Origin of the sequence: Citrobacter cronae (assembly GCF_016893685.1) — a bacterium.
Lineage (GTDB): Bacteria > Pseudomonadota > Gammaproteobacteria > Enterobacterales > Enterobacteriaceae > Citrobacter > Citrobacter werkmanii.
Genome location: NZ_CP069763.1, coordinates 577,564 through 602,424, shown reverse-complemented (window position 1 = coordinate 602,424; position 24,861 = coordinate 577,564). Strand labels below are relative to the sequence as shown.

21 protein-coding genes and 1 other RNA gene are annotated in these 24,861 nt (G+C 51.8%); 13 read left to right on the top strand and 9 right to left on the bottom strand.

Translation table 11 applies throughout. From position 1 onward, the window contains the following. Nucleotides 1-95 precede the first annotated feature (95 nt). The 8 genes from kbaY to kbaZ all read right to left on the bottom strand — a co-directional run bounded on the left by kbaY (nt 96) and on the right by kbaZ (nt 7,496). The gene (gene kbaY / locus JSN25_RS02450) at nt 96-971 is read right to left on the bottom strand and encodes a tagatose-bisphosphate aldolase subunit KbaY (protein WP_087856879.1); all 876 of its coding nucleotides are present in this window, start codon (nt 969-971) and stop codon (nt 96-98) included. A gap of 12 nt (nt 972-983) precedes the next feature. Continuing rightward, nucleotides 984-2,138 (bottom strand): AgaS family sugar isomerase, encoded by a 1,155-nt coding sequence (locus tag JSN25_RS02445; protein WP_069324380.1) that lies wholly within the window; start codon nt 2,136-2,138, stop codon nt 984-986. Nucleotides 2,139-2,438: 300 nt separating this feature from the next. Then, nucleotides 2,439-3,572 (bottom strand): N-acetylglucosamine-6-phosphate deacetylase, encoded by a 1,134-nt coding sequence (gene nagA, locus JSN25_RS02440; protein WP_137347324.1) that lies wholly within the window; start codon nt 3,570-3,572, stop codon nt 2,439-2,441. Continuing rightward, nucleotides 3,569-4,003 carry a PTS galactosamine/N-acetylgalactosamine transporter subunit IIA gene (agaF, locus tag JSN25_RS02435; RefSeq protein ID WP_038634146.1) on the bottom strand — a complete coding sequence of 145 codons (435 nt, stop codon included), beginning with the start codon at nt 4,001-4,003 and terminating at the stop codon, nt 3,569-3,571. Before agaF ends, nagA begins: the two co-directional genes overlap by 4 nt. Nucleotides 4,004-4,019: 16 nt before the next feature. Beyond that, complete coding sequence (gene agaE, locus JSN25_RS02430) at nt 4,020-4,898, bottom strand: PTS N-acetylgalactosamine transporter subunit IID (RefSeq protein WP_038634142.1); 879 nt, start codon at nt 4,896-4,898, stop codon at nt 4,020-4,022. Next, on the bottom strand, nt 4,888-5,667 hold the full coding sequence (agaW, locus tag JSN25_RS02425) for a PTS N-acetylgalactosamine transporter subunit IIC (RefSeq protein ID WP_038634140.1): 780 nt from the start codon (nt 5,665-5,667) through the stop codon (nt 4,888-4,890). Before agaW ends, agaE begins: the two co-directional genes overlap by 11 nt. 10 nt (nt 5,668-5,677) lie before the next feature. After that, complete coding sequence (gene agaV / locus JSN25_RS02420) at nt 5,678-6,151, bottom strand: PTS N-acetylgalactosamine transporter subunit IIB (protein WP_038634137.1); 474 nt, start codon at nt 6,149-6,151, stop codon at nt 5,678-5,680. 19 nt (nt 6,152-6,170) lie between these two features. Continuing rightward, a complete protein-coding gene (gene kbaZ, locus JSN25_RS02415) occupies nt 6,171-7,496 on the bottom strand; it encodes a tagatose-bisphosphate aldolase subunit KbaZ (protein WP_071888042.1) in 1,326 nt (441 codons plus the stop codon). Between the two features lie 219 nt (nt 7,497-7,715). Between kbaZ and JSN25_RS02410 the strand changes: the two genes are divergently transcribed. Next, nucleotides 7,716-8,525 carry a DeoR family transcriptional regulator gene (locus tag JSN25_RS02410; protein WP_038634132.1) on the top strand — a complete coding sequence of 270 codons (810 nt, stop codon included), beginning with the start codon at nt 7,716-7,718 and terminating at the stop codon, nt 8,523-8,525. Nucleotides 8,526-8,584: 59 nt separating this feature from the next. On the opposite strand, the gene garD is transcribed toward JSN25_RS02410, so the two are convergent. Further along, on the bottom strand, nt 8,585-10,156 hold the full coding sequence (garD, locus tag JSN25_RS02405; RefSeq protein WP_085048669.1) for a galactarate dehydratase: 1,572 nt from the start codon (nt 10,154-10,156) through the stop codon (nt 8,585-8,587). Nucleotides 10,157-10,562: 406 nt separating this feature from the next. Between garD and garP the strand changes: the two genes are divergently transcribed. The 12 genes from garP (at nt 10,563) to tdcG (ending at nt 24,794) form a co-directional block, all read left to right on the top strand. Then, a complete protein-coding gene (gene garP / locus JSN25_RS02400; protein ID WP_038634125.1) occupies nt 10,563-11,897 on the top strand; it encodes a galactarate/glucarate/glycerate transporter GarP in 1,335 nt (444 codons plus the stop codon). Between the two features lie 15 nt (nt 11,898-11,912). Continuing rightward, complete coding sequence (gene garL, locus JSN25_RS02395; protein WP_038634122.1) at nt 11,913-12,683, top strand: 2-dehydro-3-deoxyglucarate aldolase; 771 nt, start codon at nt 11,913-11,915, stop codon at nt 12,681-12,683. A gap of 30 nt (nt 12,684-12,713) precedes the next feature. Beyond that, on the top strand, nt 12,714-13,604 hold the full coding sequence (garR, locus tag JSN25_RS02390; protein ID WP_199966633.1) for a 2-hydroxy-3-oxopropionate reductase: 891 nt from the start codon (nt 12,714-12,716) through the stop codon (nt 13,602-13,604). Between the two features lie 65 nt (nt 13,605-13,669). Further along, nucleotides 13,670-14,815 (top strand): glycerate 2-kinase, encoded by a 1,146-nt coding sequence (garK, locus tag JSN25_RS02385; protein WP_069324377.1) that lies wholly within the window; start codon nt 13,670-13,672, stop codon nt 14,813-14,815. A gap of 32 nt (nt 14,816-14,847) precedes the next feature. After that, nucleotides 14,848-15,224, top strand: an RNA gene (gene rnpB, locus JSN25_RS02380) — RNase P RNA component class A. A gap of 765 nt (nt 15,225-15,989) precedes the next feature. After that, nucleotides 15,990-16,928: a transcriptional regulator TdcA gene (tdcA, locus tag JSN25_RS02375; RefSeq protein WP_038634113.1), complete on the top strand. Its 939-nt coding sequence runs from the start codon at nt 15,990-15,992 to the stop codon at nt 16,926-16,928. A 98-nt stretch (nt 16,929-17,026) separates the two neighbouring features. Beyond that, nucleotides 17,027-18,016, top strand: coding sequence for a bifunctional threonine ammonia-lyase/L-serine ammonia-lyase TdcB (tdcB, locus tag JSN25_RS02370; protein WP_042311192.1), 990 nt, complete (start codon nt 17,027-17,029; stop codon nt 18,014-18,016). Nucleotides 18,017-18,038: 22 nt separating this feature from the next. Continuing rightward, complete coding sequence (gene tdcC / locus JSN25_RS02365; protein ID WP_006687934.1) at nt 18,039-19,370, top strand: threonine/serine transporter TdcC; 1,332 nt, start codon at nt 18,039-18,041, stop codon at nt 19,368-19,370. A 31-nt stretch (nt 19,371-19,401) separates the two neighbouring features. Further along, nucleotides 19,402-20,610: a propionate kinase gene (gene tdcD, locus JSN25_RS02360; RefSeq protein ID WP_038634108.1), complete on the top strand. Its 1,209-nt coding sequence runs from the start codon at nt 19,402-19,404 to the stop codon at nt 20,608-20,610. A gap of 28 nt (nt 20,611-20,638) precedes the next feature. After that, nucleotides 20,639-22,933 carry a 2-ketobutyrate formate-lyase/pyruvate formate-lyase gene (gene tdcE / locus JSN25_RS02355; protein ID WP_085048674.1) on the top strand — a complete coding sequence of 765 codons (2,295 nt, stop codon included), beginning with the start codon at nt 20,639-20,641 and terminating at the stop codon, nt 22,931-22,933. A 13-nt stretch (nt 22,934-22,946) separates the two neighbouring features. Then, nucleotides 22,947-23,342: an enamine/imine deaminase gene (locus JSN25_RS02350; protein ID WP_038634102.1), complete on the top strand. Its 396-nt coding sequence runs from the start codon at nt 22,947-22,949 to the stop codon at nt 23,340-23,342. Nucleotides 23,343-23,429: 87 nt separating this feature from the next. Then, nucleotides 23,430-24,794 carry an L-serine ammonia-lyase gene (gene tdcG, locus JSN25_RS02345; RefSeq protein WP_038634099.1) on the top strand — a complete coding sequence of 455 codons (1,365 nt, stop codon included), beginning with the start codon at nt 23,430-23,432 and terminating at the stop codon, nt 24,792-24,794. The last annotated feature ends 67 nt before the right edge of the window (nt 24,795-24,861 follow it).

Sequence of the window (24,861 nt, the reverse complement as noted above, 5' to 3'; positions counted from 1 at the left end):
AACATGTCATGATGGCGTGTATCCCGCCTAATTATTCGAACAATGAGCGCTACCTGACAACACGCAGATAGCACTCGCGCAGAATATAATGATGATTACGATAATTCGCAGGTAGCCATCAATTTGTTTGCTGAACCACAGACATTAATTTTACTCCGTACCACTTCTTTCATCGCATCCATACCGACCCGCATGTAATAGCGGGGATCGTTGCCCTGCGGATTTTCTGCAAACCATGCTTTGACCGCGTCGGCAAAGGCGATTTTCAGTTCGGTGGCCACGTTAACTTTGCATATTCCCAGCTCGATTGTGCGGCGGACGTAGTCGTCAGGAACATCGCTTGCGCCATGCAGCACCAACGGAATATCCACCACTTCACGGATTTCCCCTAAACGCTGGAAATCGATTTTGGGCGTTTTAGTGTACAAACCGTGTGCCGTGCCGATGGCAACAGCCAGGCTGTCGACGCCGGTACGTTCGACAAACCGTTTCGCTTCCAGCGGGTCGGTCAGGAAGGCGCTTTCGGCATCCACGCTCATATCATCTTCAACGCCGCCGAGGCGGCCCAGCTCAGCTTCCACGCTGCAATCTTTGGCATGGCAAAAGTCCACAACGGATTTCACCAGCTTGACGTTTTCTTCAAACGGGAAGTGGCTGCCATCAATCATGGCGCTGCGCACCCCGGCATTCACCTTACGGCGGATATCGTCCAGCGATTCATGGTGGTCGAGGTGCAGCGCCAGCGGCATGCCGTAGCTGGTGGAATAAGCGCTGCACAGCGCATAAATCTCTTCCAGCGCGATATGTTTAAACGTACCCGGCGTTCCGGCAAGGATCACCGGCGATTGCATTTCATAGCACACTTCCAGGATCGCCTGGATCGTTTCGGCGTTATGGATGTTAAAGGCCGGTACGGCATAGCCTTTTTTTTGCGCATCCTGCAGGAGGTATTTTGTAGAAATAATGCTCATAAAACGATCCTTTTAGGCGTTCCAGGGATGAATAACAACGCCCTGTACGACGCGGTTCACGGTACCGCTGGCAGAAGGCGTATCTGGCGTATTACCGATACTGATTGACTGTGTCAGGGCAAAGACCTGCGCATACATCAGGAAGCAGAACGCCAGTTCCATATCAATGAAGGTGCGGGCAGGCGGCAGCAGGATATGCGGGCCGGCTTCAATCACGTCATCGGTTTGTGCGGCAATCGCGACTACCCGCAGCGCCTGCCGATCGCGGCGTAACTCAGCTAACAGATCAAGATCGTATTGGCGTGTATAGGGGTGGCTGGAAACAAAGACCACTACCAGCGTTTCGTTATCAACCAGCGATTTTGGCCCATGACGAAAACCGGTCGGCGAGTCATAGAATGCCGCCAGTTTACCCGCTGTCAGTTCCAGGACTTTCAGTGCCGATTCACGCGCGGCTCCCTGTAACCCACCGCTACCGAGGTAGACGATCCGTTTCCATGGCGCGTTGCCGAATACGCCGTCGCTGAAATCACCCAGTGAAGTCAGGATCGTCTGGCAACGATCGGCCACGTCGCGGAAGGTCTGGCTGTTGATTTTTTGCGGGGCGAATACCGCCAGGCAACTGGCCATCATGGTGGTAATACTGCTGGTCATGGCGAAGCCACGGTCGTGCGTTTCAGCAGGCATTAACAGTGCAAAGGCATTGTCGCTTGCGACGGCGTTTTGATACAGGCTACCTGCTTCGTTACAGGTAATTGGCAGGTGATAACACTCAGGTACAAACTGATTAGCCAGTTCCACAGCCGCAACGCTTTCGGGGCTGTTACCTGAGCGAGCGAAAGAAACCAGCAGCAACGGATGTGCGGGATTCAGATAATCCATCGGATTGGTGACCAGATCGGTGGTCGGCACGGCGCTGATGTTTTTTCCGGTTTGGCTTGCCAGCCACGGAGCAATAATGTCGCCGATAAATGCGGAAGTACCCGCCCCGGTCAGTACGATCCGCAGATCGTTTTTGCGCAACAATGGCGCGAGAAAGCTATCAATGGCGGATCGAATATTATCGATATTAGCGAGAGAGCGGATCCAACTAGCGGGTTGCTGACGGATCTCTTCTTCTGTCCAGGTGCCCGTCGACGCGTGAGCAGGGGTGTAGGTTTCTGGCATAACTTAAGTCCTTAGTCTCGTAAATTCCACATAAGACGCTGGCAAAATGTCGCTATCTTTCGTTTCGTTTCACTTGTTCATATGATCGATTGATTAAAATCTATATGAAAGAAAGTGAAAGTTCAATGATGCAAAATGAAATAAAACGAAATTTGTGATCGTGAGAACGAAGACTGTAATTATCTTGTTGATCTTTAAAGAATCGCTTGCAGATTGTGCGGATCAAAATTTTATAAGCGAAAGGAAAAGAAAGGCCCGGCGATCAAAGACCGCAGGCCAATACGAGACAAAATGAAAGGTCTAAAGGGGGAGAGCCTGACCCTGAATCCAGATCTGCTGCAAATGCAGGCCGCTATTGAGGGCGATAATGTCGGCATATTTGCCCACCGCTAACGATCCGCGTTGGCGATCGATTCCCAACAGGCGAGCAGGATGGAGCGAAGCCATGTGGATCGCCTCTTCAGAGGTAATCCCGGTGAACTCGACCATATTACGTACGGCTGCATCAACCGAGAGCGTGCTGCCCGCCAGGCCACCGGAAGCGGTACGCACTATACCGCTGCGCATTTCCACCTCCTCACCGCAGAGCGTATAGCGCCCGTCCGGCATACCAGCAGCCTGCATCGCATCGGTGATCAGCACCAGTCTGTCTTTTGCGCAACAGCAGCACAGCTTCATGGCCGCCGGGTGGACATGGTGTCCGTCAGCGATAAGCTCCAGCCAGGCGCGAGAGTCGGTTAACCCTGCGCCAACCATTCCGGGCTCCCGGTGGTGTAAACCGGTCATACCGTTATAGCAGTGAACCAGTCCATCAGCCCCGGCATCAAAGGCGGCGCGGGTTTGCTCCCAGGTGGCTGCGCTGTGGCCCAGCATCACCCGTACGTTGCGCTGCTTCAGATGTTTGATAGCCTGCAATGCGCCGGTTTTTTCTGGCGCCAGCGCAACGACGCGCAATGTTTGTTGGGAAATCGCAATCAGTTCATCCAGTTCCCTGAGCTCCAGTTCCCTGAAGAGCTCAGGCGGATGCGCCCCTTTGTTCTGTGGCGTAAAGTACGGACCTTCAAGATAACTCCCCAGCACCTGCGCGCCAGGCCCGCCGGAATAGTAGCGGTGGGCAATACGTTTCAATGCGCGGTGAATATCGGGTAATGGGGCGGTGACGGTGGTGGGTAGCCAACTGGCTACCCCTTCGCGCGCTTTATGCATTGCCAGCTTGTCGAGCGTATCCGGCGCATCATCCATGACATCGACACCTGCGCCTCCATGCACATGGGTATCGATATATGCAGGGCACAACAGCTCAGCATCGCGCACCATCACGCCTGAGACGATAGGCTCAATGGCTCTAATGGTGCCATCCTCAATACGCACCTGATGATCGTCCAGCCAGCCTTGTTCCGTGAGCAGACGCTTGGCGCGTAGCACCTGTATCATATCCCTTCCTCGACGGGTTTTTCCTCGCGACAGCGTCCCAGCTCGTCCACCAGGCTGGTCAACCCCCGATGTCCGCATTCCAGCGCCTGCAAACGAAACGCTTCGCTGCTCAGGCCGTCGCGTTCCAGTACCATTTCCAGCAGCAGTTGCAGATTGGTGCCGGTGATCACTTCAGTACCTTGCCTTTGCATGGCCAGTGTGGAAGCGACGCGAAATGGTGTTCCGCCCAACAAGTCAGTCAGAAACACGATGTCTTGCTGAGCATCCAGTTCACTCACTGCCTGTTCAAGTTGCGAGGTGAGTAAGGCTGTGGTTGAGGTTTCCGGAAAGTCGATGGCGATGAACTGAGTCTGTTCACCTAAAATCTGTTTCATCGCTTTTTCCATTCCGCTGGCAAACCCGCCATGACCCGTCAAAATAATACCTAACATCTACAACCCCTTACATTTACAGGAAGTGACAGAACTTACCCACGATGCCGAGCACCACGGTAATAGCGATAAGACGCAGAGGGCTCCAGCCACGACGAACCAGCCAGAACATGGTCAATGTGTAGACCAGCGGCAAAAATGCAGGCATCAGCTTGTCTATAACGTCTGTTTGTAGTTTCACAACCGCATCGCCAGCAGTAATTTCCAGCGTGGTGCTCAGGCGAACATAGGTCGCTACCAGCGCGCCGATCACCGTCATCCCAACGATAGATGCCGCATGTCCAACCTTTTTGGTGTTAGCTTTAATCAGTGGGATAGCTGCAACGCCCATTCGGTAAGCATAGTGTGCCAGCCCAAAGCGCAGACCAAGATGAACCACGTTAAACATCACAATAAAGACTACAGCGCCAAGAATAGAGCCTTGTAGCGCCAGGCTTGCCCCGATACCGCCGCAAATAGGCAATAACGTTAACCAGAACATGGCATCACCGATACCGCCAAGCGGCGCACCGACGGCAATCTTGGTACTTTGAATACTGTTCACATCCTGCTTGGAGCGTTCCATTGCCAGGATAATCCCGATAACAAACGTGACCAGGAACGGGTGCGTGTTGAAGAAGCCCATATGGCCTTTCATTGAACGCGCCAGATCTCGCTTGTTGGTATGGATCTTTTTCAGTGCAGGTAACAGGCCGTACAACCATCCTGATGCCTGCATACGTTCATAGTTGAAAGAGGCCTGTAACAACATGGAACGCCAGGCAACACGGTTGATATCTTTTTTCGTCAGCTCGGCACCGATATTCTGGTCTTCATAGACGTTTTCATTCGTGCCGGACAGCAGCGTTTCTTCGGTTTCGGAAACGTTCGGCAGAGCCGTTTGATTAGATGCCATCTTCGAATTCCTCTTTTTGTGCTGCGGGAGCTGTAGGTTCAGGTGATTTACGCAGAAAATCGATCAGCGCCATGGCCAGTGCTGCGGCGGCGATCGCCAGCACAGGGAGTTTGAGCCAGGCGGCGGCGACAAAACCCAGGATGAAGTAAGGGATGTAGACGTTTTTCATCATGATTTTCAGCAGTACGGCGAAACCGATAGCTGGCATGATGCCGCCTGCCACGCCGAGGCCGTCAATTAGGCGGGTCGGCAGGACATCTATAGCTGTTTTGGCATGTTCCGCGCCAAAGTAAATCGGCAGGAAAGCGCATAAGAAGTAGAACGTCCCCAGCGCCAGTAACGCCAGATAGTTGACCCGCTCAATTCCGTCTGTATCGGCATTCGCCGCCATGCGATCGCAGCGCGCCATCACCCCGGACATCACGGAGAAGAGGAAGGTAATACCCATTTGTACCGCTACCGCGAACGGTACAGCGACACCGACAGCGACTTCCGGTTTTACGCCAGTGGTGATGGCGAAAGTCGTCCCCACGATGGTACCGATGATGACGTTTGGCGGCTGTGCTCCCGCCAGCGGAGCCAGACCCATCCACACCAGTTCCAGCGTACCCCCGGTTAAAATACCGGTATGCAGATCGCCCAGAATCAGGCCGACCAGCGGCCCGAGAACAACCGGGCGGTGCATGTGCGTTAACCCGTTGAACATATCCAGGCCTGCAATAAAGGCGAGAATACCCAACGCAAAAGCCTGCAACAGACTGATTTCCATTGTGAATCCCTCAGAGAAGTTTATAGAGGTCCTGGGCGGGTTCTGTTGGAACGCCCTGAACGAAGCATTCCACCCCAGCGGCTTTCAACCCGTTGAACGCCGCTATATCGGCAGCGTCTACAGAAACCGTTTTGGCGATTTGCTGCTTGCCGTTGGCATAGTGCATGTTGCCAACGTTGATACGATTAACAGGAACACCGCCTTCGACCAGACGGTAGAAATCCGCAGGCGATTTGCAGACCAGCAAAATTTTCTGGCGATCGGCGGCACGGTGAATATTGTCGATTACTTTTTGTAGTGACCAGAAGCGCACGGCAATCCCTTCCGCCAGAACCATTTCCATCAGGTTTTGCTGCACCGGATCTTCAGCCACCTCATCATTGGCGACCAGCACCAGATTTGCCCCCGCAAATCCGACCCATTGCACACCGACCTGACCGTGAATTAAACGTTCGTCAATGCGACTTAATACAATGTTTGGCATGGTATTTTTCTCTTTCTTGTTATGCGTTATGGGATGAATCACCCAGGCTGGCGCAGTGATATTGCTGCAGTATGTCCTGAATATGGTTAATGATGAGTTCTCGCGGTGTCGCGCTGAGATCTCCCTCGCGCACTTTTACGTACTGCAAGGGTAGATACTGGCTAATCAGCGGTAACGGGATCGGTTCGTCGGCCAGGTTACGCACCAGACGTTCGAATGCCTCATCAATCTGGCTGTCCGGCCAGTAGTAACGAACCCGATCTGAGTAGCTATATCCGCGGGCCAAACGGCGCGCGTTGCCATCGCCGTGATAGTGGCTCTGCCAGTACTCCGGTCGATCAAGCATCACGCTTTCCAGGACATGTCGCAGGCCTGAGCTGGCTTTTGCGGGCAGCAATTCCTCTTCAATAGCGGCTAATGAAAATAACGCTTCGCGCAGGGCAAAGGTCAGCGCCGGGCCGACTTTCAGGATCGCGAAATGATCTTTAACCAACTGGCGCAAGGACTGAGGCGTTTGGTAATCGGTAGAATGCGCTTCAAAAATCAGCGTGTCGTAGTCTTCCACCATTTTGCTGAGTGACACGGCTTTCTGCGGTTGGTAATCAATGATGTGGGTGTGGTCGAATTCGACGCCGGGTTGCACCACCAGGGCGATGATACGCGGCCAGATACCTTCCAGTCCGCGCTTTTCAAAGGCGTGATAGTGGGCCTGCAGCGTTGCGCGTGCCGCATCCGGCGTTGTTACCGCCAGTTCGGTTAATGCTTCGTGAGCGCCGCCAGGAACCGGGACTTCTGTGCCAATTACATAGACCAGGTCAGATTCACCAAAATGCGCAATACAGGTTTCTTCGGCAACTTTTGCCAGGCGCGCGGCGCGCTCAGCGACGATTTCATCCGTTAGTGGAACCGGGTCGTTAGCACAAGACATGCTGCAATCAAGGTGGATCTTTTTAAAGCCAGCGGCGACATAACTCTTGATCAGATCGTCAGCGTTGGCCATTGCTTGTTCTGCTGGCAGATTTTGCCAACGGTTTGGTCCAAGGTGGTCTCCACCGAGAATCAGCATATCCTGAGAAAAATTAAGCGAGTCGGCTAAACCGCAGACAAAACTGCGAAAATCGGCTGGTGTCATACCCGTATAGCCGCCAAACTGGTCAACCTGATTAGAAGTTGCTTCGATCAATAGCGGTGTATGATTGGCATGGGCGTAGCGTATTGCGGCTTCCAGTACGATTGGATGCGCGGAACAAACGGCATAAATCCCGTTTGCCTTCCCCCGTTTATGTTGCTCGACCATTTTAGTTAGATGTTTCACTTTCCTCTCCAGGTCAGATAACTGCGACATCAATCTTTCGTTTTGTTTCATTTAATACTGCATCATGGTGATTTAAAAATAAAACGAAAGATAATAGTTTTCCGATCTGTTTCACAAAAGAAACGCAATGAAAGGTTTCAGCGTGAATCCGTTCGACTCTTCCCTGCTTGTGGGGCTTGCATTCGCGTAAAAGAAAGGCGTTAATAGACAAAACGAAATAAAACGAAAGAGACAACTAAAGGATTTCTTATGAGTAACACCGAGTCTTCTGCAGACAAGCGCGTTATCGGCACCAGCGAAAGGCGCGAGCAGATCATCCAGCGGTTACGGCAGCAGGGAAGCGTTCAGGTTAACGATCTTTCCTTATTTTATGGCGTCTCCACGGTCACGATTCGTAACGACCTCGCTTTTCTGGAAAAACAGGGGATTGCGGTACGCGCCTATGGTGGGGCGCTGATTTGCGATAGCACTACGCCTGGTGTTGAGCCTTCTGTTGAAGACAAAAGTTCGCTCAATACGGCGGTAAAACGCAGTATTGCCAGAGCCGCCGCAGAGTTGATTAAACCGGGGCACCGCGTGATCCTTGATTCCGGCACCACGACGTATGAAATTGCCCGCCTGATGCGCCAGCATACCAATGTGATTGCAATGACCAATGGTATGAATGTCGCTAATGCGTTACTGGAAGCCGAAGGGGTTGAGCTGCTGATGACCGGCGGTCACTTGCGTCGTCAGTCGCAATCCTTTTATGGCGATCAGGCTGAGCAATCGCTACAAAATTATCACTTCGACATGCTGTTTCTTGGCGTTGATGCTATCGACTTAGAGCGTGGTGTTAGCACACACAATGAGGATGAAGCGCGTCTCAATCGCCGGATGAGTGAAGTCGCGGAGCGCATAATCGTTGTTACCGACTCGACGAAGTTTAATCGCTCCAGTCTGCATAAGATCATTGATACCCAGCGGATCGATATGATTATTGTTGATGAAAATATTCCAGAGGAGAGTCTGGAAGGCTTACGTAAGCATGGGATTGAGGTTGTTCTGGTGAGTATTTGACAAAAAGGTCGGAAAGTTTTCGAACTCCCCGACCTGTAATCGAATTTCACTTTCAGCAATCAGGTCACTGGCGCCGGGTTAAACACCGCCAGTTGGTTATGCAGTCCCCACTGATCCGAGAAGGTTTTCTTACGCCCGCTGGCGACCTCGAGAATAAACTCGAACAATTTCAGACCCACGTCTTCAATGGTTTCTTCTCCGGTGGCGATGGTACCGGCGTTGATGTCCATCAGGTCAAACCAACGATTGGCCAGCTCAGTACGCGTCGCCATTTTTATCACCGGCACCGCCATCAGGCCGTACGGCGTACCGCGACCGGTGGTGAATACCTGCACGGTGATCCCGGAAGCAACCTGCTGTGTACCGCAGACAAAATCGCTGGCGGGGGTCGCGGCGTAAATCAGTCCTCGTTTGGTTGGGCGCTGGCCCGGCGACAATACTTCGACGATGGCGCTCTTGCCTGATTTGGCGATTGAGCCCAGCGCTTTTTCCACCACGTTTGCCAGACCGCCTTTCTTGTTGCCCGGTGAAGGGTTGGCGCTGCGGTCAGTCTTGCCCATATCCAGGTAGTTATCGTACCAGGCCATCTCTTCGAGCAGGCGCTTACCTACTTCTTCGTTAATCGCACGCGGGGTAAGAAGATGGATAGCATCGCGCACTTCGGTCACTTCCGAGAACATCACGGTCGCGCCGCAGCGTACTAACAGGTCGGAGGCATAACCGACCGCCGGGTTGGCCGTGACGCCGGAAAAGGCATCGCTACCGCCGCACTGCATACCGACCACCAGTTCTGATGCCGGGCAGGTTTCACGTTGGCGTTGGTTGAGCTTTGCCAGATGGCGTTCTGCCACGTGCAAAATATCAGCAACCATTGATTGAAAGCCGACGTGCTTTTCATCCTGCAGGCTGACGATGCTGGCGCTGTCGACCGGGATACTTTTTACATCATGAGTCCCTTCCAGCAGTCGCTCTGGTTGCAGTTTTTCGCAGCCGAGGCCAATAACCATCACTTCACCGCCAAAGTTGGGGTTCAGCGCAATATTATGGATGGTACGAATCGGCACAATGGCGGCCGGAGCGTTAATCGCCACCCCGCAACCGTACAGGTGATTAAGCCCCACCACGCCATCGACATTCGGGTATTTGGGGAGCAGATCGCGCTCAATGATTTTCACCACATAATCCACCACGCCCGCTACGCAGTGTACGCTGGTGGAGATGCCGAGCAGATTCTTGGTGCCGACGCTGCCGTCTGCATTGCGATAGCCTTCGAAGGTATAACCCTCAAGAGGCGGTAGCGGCTCCGGTACTTTGGTCGCCAGCGGCAGCGTCTCCAGCGGCGGGGCCTTGGGCAGCTCAACCATGGATTCATCAATCCAGCTACCGCGCGGGATATCGCGAACGGCATAGCCTATCACTTCGCCATAACGCACAATTTCGCCGTGAACAGGAATATCGCATAGCGCCACTTTATGACCCTGGGGAATATGTTCAATCAGCTCCAGCCCATCCGGAAAACGCGTCCCGGCTTTCAGGCCATTGTCATTGACAATAATCGCCACATTATCTGTTGCGTGAACTTTAATATAAAACGCCGAGGGCGATTCTTGTCTGATTTCGATGTCGGCCATTGTCCAGTATTCTCCATCAAGGTGGTAATAATAGTGTGGGTATTTATATTTTGAATCTAATTATCAGTAATAAATATTCGGTATCGTGAAATAAGAATGTCAGGAGTTTAAAATTAAGAATGTGATCATGATCACTTAAACTCAGCAGGACCGTACCACCAAGGGGATTAATCAGTAAATGTGTGCATTAGCGCCCATGCGTGTGTGCATATGCCCAAAATATTATTTTAACAATGCGTAATTAGTGAGCGTCTGCACAATGATTAACGTTGCTCTGCTGATTATACTAAATCACGGTTTCATAACGTCTGATAAATTATTATGTGTTTTTATTATCGGTAATTTATCACCAGGGATAGCTAACAAATAATAATAAAAACATTTTTATGTGCCCGAGGTAAATAGAATGATTCTGGATACAATTGTCGAGAAAAAGAAAGGTACACATACCCGCTATTTAATATTACTGATAATTTTTATTGTAACTGCCGTTAACTATGCGGACCGTGCGACGCTGTCAATTGCCGGCACGGAAGTGGCGAAAGAGTTGCACCTCAGCGCCATCTCAATGGGGTATATTTTTTCCGCCTTCGGTTGGGCTTACCTGCTGATGCAAATCCCCGGCGGCTGGCTGCTCGATAAGTTCGGCTCGAAGAAAGTCTATACCTGGAGCCTGTTCTTCTGGTCGCTGTTTACCTTCCTGCAGGGCTTTGTGGACATGTTCCCGCTGGCCTGGGCAGGTATTTCAATGTTCATCATGCGCTTTATGTTGGGCTTCTCAGAAGCACCTTCCTTCCCGGCCAACGCCCGTATCGTAGCGGCCTGGTTCCCGACCAAAGAGCGCGGTACGGCATCCGCGATTTTTAACTCCGCACAGTATTTTTCCCTGGCGCTGTTTTCGCCGCTGCTCGGCTGGCTGACCTTCGCCTGGGGCTGGGAGCACGTCTTTACCGTGATGGGGGCGATTGGTTTTGTGCTCACCGGGCTATGGGTAAAGTTTATTCATAACCCAACCGATCACCCGCGTATGTCGCAAGAAGAACTGAAGTTTATCTCTGAAAACGGCGCGGTCGTAGATATGGACCATAAGAAGCCGGGCGATGTGAAGTCAGGTGGTCCTAAGCTGCATTATATCAAGCAGTTGCTGACCAACCGTATGATGCTTGGCGTGTTCTTCGGACAGTATTTTATTAACACAATTACCTGGTTTTTCCTTACCTGGTTCCCGATTTACCTGGTACAGGAAAAAGGTATGTCGATCCTCAAAGTTGGTCTGGTGGCGTCTATTCCGGCGCTATGTGGATTCATTGGCGGCGTGCTGGGTGGGGTGTTCTCTGATTATCTGATTAAACGTGGCTCCAGCATCACCCTGGCGCGTAAGCTGCCGATTGTGCTCGGCATGCTGCTCGCATCGACCATTATTCTGTGTAACTACACCGATAACACCGCTCTGGTAGTCGCGCTGATGGCGCTGGCGTTCTTCGGCAAAGGCTTCGGGGCGTTGGGCTGGCCGGTGATTTCCGATACCGCGCCGAAAGAGATTGTCGGTCTGTGTGGTGGCGTATTTAACGTATTTGGCAACGTGGCCTCCATTGTTACTCCGTTGGTGATTGGGTATCTGGTGAGCGAGTTGCACTCATTTAATGCCGCGCTGATGTTTGTAGGGTGCTCAGCGCTGATGGCAATGGTTTGCTACCTGTTTATTGTCGGTGACATTAAACGTATGGAATTGCAGAAATAAACAAAGGTATAGGCGATGAATAACACGATTTTCCCGAATAAGTTTAAAGCGGCCCTCGCGGCGCAGCAGATTCAGATTGGCTGCTGGTCTGCATTAGCCAGTCCAATCAGCACTGAAGTTTTAGGTCTGGCGGGTTTCGACTGGCTGGTGCTGGACGGCGAACATGCGCCGAACGATATCTCGACGTTTATCCCGCAATTGATGGCGCTTAAAGGTAGCGCCAGCGCGCCGGTGGTACGTGTGCCGACCAACGAGCCGGTGATCATTAAGCGTCTGCTGGATATCGGGTTTTACAACTTCCTGATCCCGTTTGTTGAGACCGAAGAAGAGGCGGTGAATGCGGTGGCGTCAACTCGCTATCCACCGGAAGGTATTCGCGGCGTGTCCGTATCCCACCGCGCCAATATGTTTGGCACCGTGCCGGACTATTTTGCGCAGTCGAATAAGAACATCACCATCATCGTGCAGATCGAAAGTCAGCAGGGCGTTGATAACGTTGATGCAATCGCGGCGACCGAAGGCGTTGACGGTATCTTCGTCGGCCCCAGCGATCTGGCTGCGGCGTTAGGCCACCTCGGCAATGCGTCCCATCCCGATGTGCAGAAAGCTATCCAGCACATTTTCGCCCGCGCGAAAGCCCACGGTAAACCAAGCGGCATTCTGGCCCCGGTAGAGGCGGATGCGCGGCGTTATCTGGAGTGGGGTGCGACGTTTGTTGCCGTCGGCAGCGACCTTGGCGTGTTCCGTTCAGCCACGCAGAAACTGGCTGATTCTTTTAAGAAATAACCACCATCGACAGTAGAGAGAGATAAAGACATGACAATGAAAGTTGGTTTTATTGGCCTCGGTATCATGGGTAAACCAATGAGTAAAAACCTCCTCAAGGCAGGTTACTCGCTGGTGGTTGCTGACCGTAACCCGGAATCCATTGCGGACGTGATTGCCGCAGGCGCAGAAACCGCCGCCACGGCGAAAGACATTGCCGAGCAGTGTGATGTGATCATCACCATGCTGCCGAACTCTCCGCACGTGAAAGAGGTGGCGCTGGGCGAAGGCGGCATCATTGAAGGGGCGAAACCGGGGACGGTACTGATCGATATGAGTTCCATCGCACCGTTAGCCAGCCGTGAAATCAGCGAGGCGCTGAAAGCGAAAGGTGTGGATATGCTGGATGCGCCGGTCAGCGGCGGCGAGCCAAAAGCGATTGACGGTACGTTGTCGGTGATGGTCGGCGGCGATAAAGCGATTTTCGACAAGTACTACGATCTGCTGAAAGCGATGGCGGGTTCCGTGGTGCATACCGGCGAGATTGGCGCAGGCAACGTGACCAAGCTGGCTAATCAGGTGATTGTGGCGCTGAACATTGCGGCGATGTCTGAAGCACTGACGCTGGCGACTAAAGCGGGCGTGAATCCGGATCTGGTGTATCAGGCCATTCGTGGCGGGCTGGCGGGCAGCACCGTACTGGATGCGAAAGCGCCGATGGTGATGGACCGCAACTTCAAACCGGGTTTCCGCATTGACCTGCATATTAAAGATCTGGCCAATGCGCTGGATACCTCGCATGGCGTTGGCGCTCAGTTGCCGCTGACGGCTGCTGTCATGGAGATGATGCAGGCGCTACGCGCAGAGGGGTTGGGCACCGCCGATCATAGCGCGCTCGCCTGCTACTACGAAAAACTGGCGAAAGTGGAAGTCACTCGCTAACAAGAAGGGCGCGGATGCGCGCCCTGTATTTCTTGCCTTGCGCGGCACTTTCAGGCTACATAACTATGAAAATCGTAATTGCCCCAGACTCTTATAAAGAAAGCCTTTCTGCCACCGAGGTGGCTCAGGCAATAGAAAAAGGATTTCGGGAAATTTTTCCCGATGCGCAATATGTGTCTGTTCCGGTTGCCGACGGCGGCGAAGGAACGGTCGAAGCCATGATTGCCGCCACGCAGGGGAGTGAACATTCCGCGTGGGTGACGGGGCCGCTGGGCGAAAAAGTGAATGCCTGCTGGGGCATGTCCGGGGACGGTAAAACCGCGTTTATCGAAATGGCGGCAGCCAGTGGTCTGGCGCTGGTTCCTCCTGAAAAGCGCAATCCGTTAGTCACTACGTCGCGCGGTACCGGGGAGTTGATTTTGCAGGCGCTGAACAGCGGCGCACAAAGCATCATTATCGGCATTGGCGGTAGCGCGACCAACGACGGCGGCGCAGGTATGGCGCAGGCGCTGGGGGCGAAACTCTGTGATGCCAACGGGACTGACATTGGCTACGGCGGTGGTAGCCTGATGAGTCTGAACGCCATCGATATCTCGGGCCTGGATCCTCGCTTAAAAACCTGTTCAATTCGTGTGGCCTGTGATGTGACCAATCCACTCACCGGCGACACTGGCGCTTCACGTATCTTTGGCCCGCAGAAAGGGGCAACGGAAGAACGTATTCTCGAACTGGACCGTAATCTGTCTCACTATGCTGACATCATTAAAAAATCGCTGCGGGTCGACGTGAAGGACGTTCCCGGCGCCGGTGCGGCTGGTGGGATGGGCGCAGCGTTAATGGCTTTTTTAGGCGCGGATCTGCGCAGTGGGATAGAGATTGTGACTCAGGCGCTTAATCTGGAAGAACATATTCACGATTGCACGCTGGTAGTGACTGGCGAGGGGCGGATCGACAGCCAGAGTATTCACGGCAAAGTGCCGGTAGGTGTGGCGAATGTCGCGAAGAAGTACCACAAGCCAGTGATTGGTATTGGCGGCAGCCTGACGCATGATGTGGCGGTGGTGCATCAATATGGTATCGACGCGGTGTTTAGCGTATTGACCAGTATCAGCACACTGGAAGAGGCGTTCCGTGGGGCATTTGATAATATTTATCGTGCTTCAAGGAATATTGCCGCCACGCTGGCGATAGGAATGCGCAGTGCGGGGTGACATTGCCCCGCAAACCCTCTATACTGCGCGCCGAAGCTGACCAGACAGTCGCCGCTTCGTCGTCGTCCTCTTCGGGGGAGACGGGCGGAGGGGAGGAAAGTCCGGGCTCCATAGGGCAGGGTGCCAGGTAACGCCTGGGGGGGAAACCCACGACCAGTGCAACAGAGAGCAAACCGCCGATGGCCCACGTAAGTGGGATCAGGTAAGGGTGAAAGGGTGCGGTAAGAGCGCACCGCGCGGCTGGTAACAGTCCGTGGCACGGTAAACTCCACCCGGAGCAAGGCCAAATAGGGGTTCACAAGGTACGGCCCGTACTGAACCCGGGTAGGCTGCTTGAGCCAGTGAGCGATTGCTGGCCTAGATGAATGACTGTCCACGACAGAACSCGGCTTATCGKTCAGCTTCACTCTTTATAAAACCCCGCTTCGGCGGGGTTTTTGCTTTCTGAGTAGATTGTCATGCCTGATRGCGYTGCGMTTGGTTTACCACGAATCTGGCGTTTATTTCCCATTCATCTAATCTTTATTTCGTTCTTATTAATATTCCTGACTTCTTTTATAAGAGTAAATGTCTCTCGGGATAATTCTTGTTTTGTGATGTGTAACACAAAACGCTACGCGATACGTTTTTACCGAGAATAATCACGCGTAATCGATCGCCATCACAAAATTAGTTGCTGATAAAATGCGCAAAATCAGTGTTAATGTAATGTTGCTAATAGTGATCATTTGTTTTAATTGATTTAAATATTGATAAATGCAATGTTTCTTTATAAACAAACAAGGCAAAAAAATGTGATGCATGGCGTTATTTAAACACCATAAACGATAAAATATAATTATATTTGATAAATTACTTATTAAATTTAAGCGCCATTTTTACCGATAATTACTCTGTAATTGATTGAAATATAGCCTTTCGTGGTTCGAAGAAATAACAACAAAAATGATGTCGTTATAGCCATAAAAAATCGTTATCCCCCCATCTTTTTTTGATTAAAGTCAGGGTTAAGTGAGATTGATATTTTCTATCTCTATGATTAATAAGAAATTATCAATTTAATAATAATCTTACAAAATGTAAGGGAAGGGGATTTGTGAGTGGTCGCACATATCCTCGTTTGCTTAATTTGGTAAACTTCCTGCCGTCAACAAAGTTATTAGAGCAGGACGATATGAATACTATTTCTCTCCCTAAAACACAGCACTTAGTGGTCTTTCAGGAAGTCATTAGAAGTGGTTCTATCGGTTCTGCTGCAAAAGAATTAGGTTTAACTCAACCGGCGGTCAGCAAAATCATTAATGATGTTGAGGCTTATTTTGGTATTGAGTTAGTGGTGCGTAAAAATACCGGCGTTACCTTGACTCAGGCAGGTCAGGTGATGCTCTCATGGTCTGAATCCATTACTCGTGAAATGAAAAACATGGTTGATGAGATGAACAGCATGACGAGTAACGCAGTGGTTGATGTGTCGTTTGGCTTTCCTTCACTGATCGCCTTCACCATCATGTCCGGCATGATTAAAAAATTTAAAGAGGTGTTTCCGAAGGCGCAGGTTTCCATGTACGAAGCGCAGCTCTCCTCGTTCTTACCCGCGCTTCGTGACGGGCGACTCGACTTCGCTATCGGTACGCTGAGTGATGAGATGAAACTGCAGGATCTCCATGTTGAGCCGCTCTTTGAGTCAGACTTTATACTGGTCGCCAGCAAGTCCCGAACATGCACCGGCATCACCTCGCTGAGCGCGTTGAAAAACGAACAGTGGGTGTTGCCACAAACGAATATGGGATACTACCGCGAACTTCTAACTACGTTACAAAATAATGGCATCAGCAGTGAAAACATCGTTAATACTGACTCCGTCGTCACCATTTATAATCTTGTTCTCAATGCTGATTTCTTAACAGTAATTCCCTGTGACATGACCACACCGTTTGGCTCAAACCAGTTTATTACTATCCCGGTACAAGAGACGTTACCCGTCGCGCGTTATGCCGCCGTGTGGTCGAAAAATTATCGAATTAAAAAAGCAGCATCTATTTTGGTGGAATTAGCCAAGGAATATTCATCATATAATTGTCGAAGACGAAGGCAATTAGTTGAAGTTGATTAAAGATTGAATTTGTTTTAACACGGACTCAACGCCATCTGTCTATATCTGACAATGGTTACGGCTATCTATTTACTTTAATACCCAGGTAAGAGGTTCTAATGCACATTACATACGATCTCCCAGTTGCAATTGAAGATATCCTCGAAGCGAAAAAAAGACTGGCGGGGAAAATATATAAAACGGGAATGCCTCGCTCTAACTATTTTAGTGAACGTTGCAAAGGGGAAATTTTCCTCAAGTTTGAAAACATGCAGCGTACCGGTTCATTTAAAATCCGTGGCGCTTTTAACAAGCTCAGTTCATTAACCGAAGCTGAAAGATGTAAAGGCGTGGTGGCTTGCTCTGCAGGGAACCATGCGCAAGGGGTTTCTCTCTCCTGCGCCATGCTCGGAATTGACGGCAAAGTGGTGATGCCGAAAGGCGCGCCGAAGTCTAAAGTGGCGGCAACCTGCGATTATTCCGCAGAAGTTGTGCTGCACGGCGACAACTTCAACGACACCATCGCGAAGGTTAGCGAGATTGTGGAAACGGAAGGCCGTATCTTTATTCCGCCATATGATGACCCGAAAGTCATTGCCGGTCAGGGCACTATTGGTCTGGAAATTCTCGAAGATCTGTACGATGTCGATAACGTGATTGTGCCAATTGGCGGCGGCGGACTGATTGCAGGTATTGCAGTGGCAATTAAATCGATTAACCCGACCATTAAAATTATTGGCGTACAGTCTGAAAACGTTCATGGCATGGCGGCTTCTTTCCGCGCTGGAGAAATAACCACGCACCGAACGACCGGCACCCTGGCGGATGGTTGTGACGTCTCCCGCCCGGGTACTTTAACGTATGAAATCGTTCGTGAGTTGGTAGATGACATTGTCCTGGTCAGCGAAGATGAAATTCGCAACAGCATGGTGGCATTAATTCAGCGAAATAAAGTTGTGACTGAAGGTGCCGGTGCGCTGGCATGCGCAGCATTATTAAGCGGGAAATTAGATAGCTATATCCAGAACAGAAAAACAGTCAGCATTATTTCTGGCGGTAATATCGATCTTTCTCGTGTATCTCAAATTACTGGTTTAGTTGACGCTTAATATACTTCGTTGAGGATAGGATATGAGTACTACTGATAGCATTGTATCCAGCCAGACAAAGCAGTCGTCCTGGCGCAAATCGGACACCACCTGGACACTGGGTTTATTTGGTACAGCCATCGGCGCAGGGGTGCTGTTCTTCCCTATCCGCGCAGGTTTTGGCGGACTGATCCCCATTCTGATCATGCTGGTGTTAGCATACCCCATCGCTTTCTATTGCCACCGTGCGCTGGCACGCCTGTGTCTTTCCGGTTCTAACCCTTCCGGTAACATCACAGAAACGGTTGAAGAGCACTTTGGTAAAACGGGTGGCGTGGTAATCACGTTCCTCTACTTCTTTGCGATTTGTCCGCTGCTGTGGATTTATGGCGTCACCATTACCAACACCTTTATGACCTTCTGGGAAAACCAGCTGCAGATGCCCGCGCTGAACCGTGGCTTCGTGGCGCTGTTTCTATTGCTGCTGATGGCATTCGTCATCTGGTTTGGTAAAGATCTGATGGTTAAAGTGATGAGCTACCTGGTATGGCCGTTCATTGCCAGCCTGGTACTTATCTCTCTGTCACTGATTCCTTACTGGAACTCTGCGGTTATCGATCAGGTTGATATCAGCAATATCGCCCTGACTGGCCATGACGGCATCCTGGTTACCGTATGGCTGGGTATTTCCATCATGGTGTTCTCTTTCAACTTCTCGCCAATCGTTTCTTCCTTCGTCGTCTCTAAACGCGAAGAATATGAGAAAGATTACGGTCGCGAATTCACCGAGCAGAAATGTTCTAAAATCATCTCCCGCGCCAGTATGCTGATGGTTGCGGTGGTAATGTTCTTCGCCTTTAGCTGCCTGTTCACGCTCTCTCCGGCAAACATGGCGGATGCGAAAGCGCAAAACATTCCAGTGCTGTCTTACCTGGCGAACCACTTCGCTTCACTGTCCGGTACGAAGTCTACCTTCGCCACCATTCTGGAATACGGTGCTTCAATCATCGCCCTGGTTGCTATCTTCAAATCTTTCTTCGGCCACTATCTGGGGACGCTGGAAGGTCTGAACGGTCTGGTGCTGAAGTTTGGTTACAAAGGCGATAAAACCAAAGTTTCCATGGGCAAGCTCAACACCATCAGCATGATCTTCATCATGGGTTCCACCTGGGTTGTGGCATACGCCAACCCGAACATCCTGGACCTGATTGAAGCAATGGGCGCGCCGATTATTGCCTCTCTGCTCTGCCTGCTGCCGATGTATGCCATCCGTAAAGCGCCATCACTGGCGAAATACCGTGGCCGTCTGGATAACGTGTTTGTTACCGTGATTGGTCTGCTGACCATCCTGAACATTGTCTACAAACTGTTTTAATCCTTAAGCTCAGGATGAGCGGAGTAGTGAAATGAATGAGTTTCCGGTAGTACTGGTTATTAACTGTGGTTCATCTTCCATTAAATTCTCAGTGCTCGATGCAGCAAACTGTGAAGTTTTAATGGCGGGAATTGCAGACGGTATTAACTCTGAAAATGCGTTCATAGCAATTAATGGAGGAGAGCCAGCTAAGCTGGCTCACCACAGCTACGAAGACGCATTAAAAGCGATTGCCGTTGAACTGGAAAAACGTAATTTAATGGACAGCGTGGCCTTAATTGGCCACCGCATTGCCCACGGCGGAAATATCTTTACCGAATCAGCAATTATTACTGAGGAAGTTATCGACAATATTCGCCGGGTATCGCCATTAGCACCGCTACATAATTATGCGAACCTGAGCGGGATTGAATCTGCTCAGCACCTTTTCCCAGGCGTGCAGCAGGTCGCGGTATTTGATACCAGCTTCCACCAGACGATGGCCCCAGAAGCCTATCTGTACGGTTTACCGTGGAAATATTTTGAGGAGTTAGGGGTTCGTCGTTACGGTTTCCACGGCACGTCGCATCGCTATGTTTCGCAACGGGCGCATGAACTTCTGGATCTGCAGAATGATGATTCTGGTCTGGTTGTGGCGCATCTGGGCAACGGCGCGTCTATCTGTGCGGTACGTAACGGGCAGAGCGTTGATACCTCGATGGGCATGACGCCGCTGGAAGGGCTGATGATGGGCACACGCAGCGGCGACGTGGATTTCGGCGCGATGGCGTGGATTGCCGCTGAAACCAACCAGACGCTCGGCGACCTTGAGCGCGTAGTGAATAAAGAGTCCGGGTTGCTGGGTATTTCCGGTCTGTCCTCTGACTTACGTACGTTAGAAAAAGCCTGGCACGAAGGGCATGAGCGCGCGCAACTGGCGATTAAAACGTTTGTGCATCGTATTGCGCGTCATATCGCCGGACATGCCGCATCGCTGCATCGTCTTGATGGCATTATTTTCACCGGCGGAATCGGTGAGAACTCAGTATTAATTCGGCGTTTGGTTATCGAGCATCTGGCCGTTTTAGGTGTAAATATCGATAGCGAGATGAATAGTCTGCCAAATTCCCATGGCGAAAGAATTATTTCTAATAAGGATGCTCGTGTTATTTGTGCGGTTATTCCCACAAATGAAGAGAAAATGATTGCTCGTGATGCCATTGCGTTAGGCAAAATTAATATCCCAGTAGCATTTGCATAATTAATTTTCAGCAGAGAGATTATTTTTCATGAAGGTAAATATCGATACCAGCGATATGCTGTATGCCGAAGCCTGGAAAGGCTTTAAAGGTACGGACTGGAAAGAAGAAATTAATGTCCGTGATTTTATTCAGCACAACTACACGCCTTATGAAGGGGATGAATCTTTCCTCGCCGAAGCAACGCCAGCAACCACGGCGTTGTGGGAAAAAGTTATGGCGGGCATCCGTATTGAAAACTCGACCCATGCGCCGGTTGATTTCGATACCAATATTGCCACCACGATAACCGCGCATGACGCCGGTTATATTGAACAAGAACTGGAAAAAATCGTCGGTCTGCAAACAGATGCGCCGCTCAAGCGTGCCCTGCATCCGTTCGGCGGCATCAACATGATCAAAAGCTCTTTTGACGCTTATGGTCGTGAGATGGACGCTAATTTTGAATACCTGTTTACTGACCTGCGTAAGACCCACAACCAGGGGGTATTCGATGCTTATTCCCCGGATATGCTGCGTTGCCGTAAATCCGGCGTACTGACCGGTCTGCCGGACGGCTATGGTCGTGGCCGTATCATCGGTGACTACCGTCGCGTCGCGCTGTACGGTATCCGCTATCTGGTGCGTGAGCGTGAACTGCAGTTTGCCGATCTTCAGTCGAATCTGGAGTGGGGGCAGAATCTTGAAGCCACGATTCGTCTGCGTGAAGAGCTGTCTGAACACCGTCGCGCTCTGCTGCAAATGCAGGAAATGGCGGCGAAGTATGGCTGCGATATCTCCCGTCCGGCGCGAAATGCGCAGGAAGCGGTACAGTGGGTGTACTTTGCTTACCTGGCTGCGGTGAAATCGCAGAACGGCGGCGCCATGTCGCTGGGCCGTACCGCATCGTTCCTCGACATCTACATTGAGCGCGACTTCAAAGCGGGAATTTTAAACGAACAGCAGGCGCAGGAGCTGATCGATCACTTCATTATGAAGATCCGTATGGTGCGCTTCCTGCGTACGCCGGAATTCGACACCCTGTTCTCAGGCGACCCTATCTGGGCAACCGAAGTTATCGGCGGTATGGGGCTGGATGGCCGTACGCTGGTGACCAAAAACTCGTTCCGCTACCTGCATACGCTGCACACCATGGGGCCGGCGCCTGAGCCGAACCTGACGGTACTGTGGTCCGAGCAGCTACCGATTGCTTTCAAAAAATATGCCGCTCAGGTGTCCATCATCACCTCGTCTTTACAGTACGAAAACGATGATCTGATGCGTACTGACTTTAACAGCGATGACTATGCCATTGCCTGCTGCGTAAGCCCGATGGTTATCGGCAAGCAAATGCAGTTCTTTGGCGCGCGCGCCAACCTCGCCAAAACGTTGCTGTACGCAATCAACGGCGGTGTGGATGAGAAGCTGAAAATCCAGGTCGGGCCGAAAACGGCGCCGCTAATGGATGAAGTGCTGGATTACGACACGGTGATGGAGAGCCTGGACCACTTTATGGACTGGCTGGCCGTGCAGTACATCAGCGCGCTGAACATCATCCACTACATGCACGACAAGTACAGCTACGAAGCTTCGCTGATGGCGCTGCACGATCGTGATGTTTATCGCACGATGGCCTGTGGTATGGCGGGGCTGTCCGTAGCGGCGGATTCACTGTCGGCTATCAAATACGCCCGCGTGAAACCGATTCGTGATGAAAACGGTCTGGCGGTTGATTTTGAAATCGAAGGCGACTATCCGCAATACGGCAACAACGACGAGCGCGTAGACAGTATTGCCTGCGACCTGGTCGAACGCTTTATGAAGAAAATTAAGGTGTTGCCGACCTACCGTAATGCGGTGCCGACGCAGTCCATTCTGACCATCACCTCCAACGTGGTGTACGGCCAGAAAACCGGTAACACGCCGGATGGACGTCGCGCAGGCACGCCGTTTGCGCCAGGGGCGAACCCGATGCACGGCCGCGATCGCAAAGGTGCGGTGGCGTCGTTAACCTCGGTCGCCAAACTGCCGTTTACCTATGCCAAAGACGGTATTTCGTACACCTTCTCCATTGTGCCGGCTGCGCTTGGCAAAGAGGATAGCGTGCGTAAAACCAACCTGGTCGGGCTGCTGGATGGTTACTTCCACCATGAAGCGCATGTGGAAGGTGGGCAGCATCTGAACGTTAACGTTATGAACCGTGAAATGTTGATGGATGCCATTGAGCACCCGGAAAACTATCCGAACCTGACGATCCGCGTGTCTGGTTATGCGGTGCGCTTCAATGCGTTGACCCGCGAACAGCAGCAGGACGTTATTTCACGTACTTTCACCCAGGCGCTCTGACGCCGGAGGGAATATGAGAAAAGTTATTGCAACCGAATGTGCGCCAGGGGCGATTGGACCTTACGTACAGGGTGTGGATCTGGGCAGTATGGTGTTGACCTCAGGTCAGATTCCGGTGTGTCCACAGACCGGTGAAGTGGCAGAACACGTGGCCGATCAGGCGCGTCAAAGCCTGGAAAACGTGAAAGCGATCGTCGAGTCCGCCGGTTTGAAGGTGAGCGATATCGTCAAGACCACCGTTTTCGTTTCTGACCTGAACGACTTCGCCACCATTAACCAGGTGTACCAGCAGTTTTTTGATGAGCACAAGGCAATCTACCCTACGCGCAGCTGCGTACAGGTCGCCCGCTTACCAAAGGATGTGAAGCTGGAGATTGAAGCCATCGCCGTGCGTGGCGATACGCTGTAATCCCTTGCGGGGCGATCGCAGGATCGCCCCGATCCTTAATGAGTGTGAAACCTGGTCTTCACTGAACGGCAATCCGAGGGTGTGGATATGATTAGCGCATTCGATATTTTCAAGATTGGCATTGGACCTTCCAGCTCCCATACCGTGGGGCCAATGAACGCAGGTAAAAGCTTTATCGATCTGTTGGTCAGCAGCGGGGAACTCTTCAGGACCACGCATATCGTAGTTGATCTTTATGGATCGCTCTCTCTGACCGGCAAAGGTCATGCGACAGACGTCGCCATCATGATGGGACTGGCCGGTAACAGTCCGCAAAACGTTAATATAGATTCAATCGCTGGTTTTACTCAGGAAGTGGCCCGTACCGGACGTTTGCCGGTTGCTGAGGGCACGCATATTGTCGATTTCTCGCCAGACGAAAATATTCTCTTTCATAGCGAAACGCTGCCGCGCCATGAAAATGGTATGCGTATTACCGCATGGCACGGCAACGAGACACTGCTAAGTAAAACCTATTACTCCATCGGCGGTGGTTTTATCGTTGAAGAGGAGCAATTTGGTCAGGCGCATGACATTGAAACACCCGTGCCCTACAACTTTCATTCCGCCAGCGAACTGCTGAAGCTGTGCGAGCGCAACGGGTTGTCTGTTTCTGGCCTGATGATGCAAAACGAACTGGCGATGCGCAGCAAAGAGGAAATCGATGCTGGTTTTGCCGCCATCTGGGACGTCATGCACGCCGGGATTGAGCGCGGCATGAACACCGAAGGCGTCCTGCCGGGCCCGCTTAACGTCCCGCGTCGCGCCGTGGCGCTGCGGCGACTGCTGGTTTCCAGCGACAACCTGTCCAGCGACCCGATGAACGTTATCGACTGGATCAACATGTTCGCGCTGGCCGTGAGCGAAGAAAATGCCGCCGGGTGTCGGGTTGTTACCGCGCCAACCAACGGCGCTTGCGGAATTATTCCCGCCGTACTGGCCTATTACGATAAATTCCGCCGCCCGGTGAATGCGAACTCGATTGCCCGATATTTGCTGGCGGCTGGGGCGATAGGCGCGCTGTATAAGATGAATGCCTCTATTTCTGGTGCCGAAGTGGGCTGTCAGGGAGAGATTGGCGTAGCCTGTTCCATGGCGGCAGCCGGGCTGACAGAGTTGCTTGGCGGTAGCCCTGCGCAGGTATGCATTGCGGCGGAAATCGCCATGGAGCATAACCTGGGGCTGACCTGCGACCCGGTTGCCGGACAGGTGCAAATACCGTGCATCGAACGCAACGCGATCAACGCGGTAAAAGCCGTTAACGCCGCGCGTATGGCGTTACGTCGGACGTCTGAGCCACGCGTTTCGCTCGATAAGGTGATCGAGACCATGTACGAAACGGGCAAAGATATGAATGACAAGTACCGTGAAACTTCGCGCGGTGGCCTGGCGATTAAAGTGGTTTGTACCTGAGATGAAAGGGTGCGTTGGTAGGCCGGATCAGGCGCAAGCGCCGCCATCCGGCAGTGAATCCATCAAT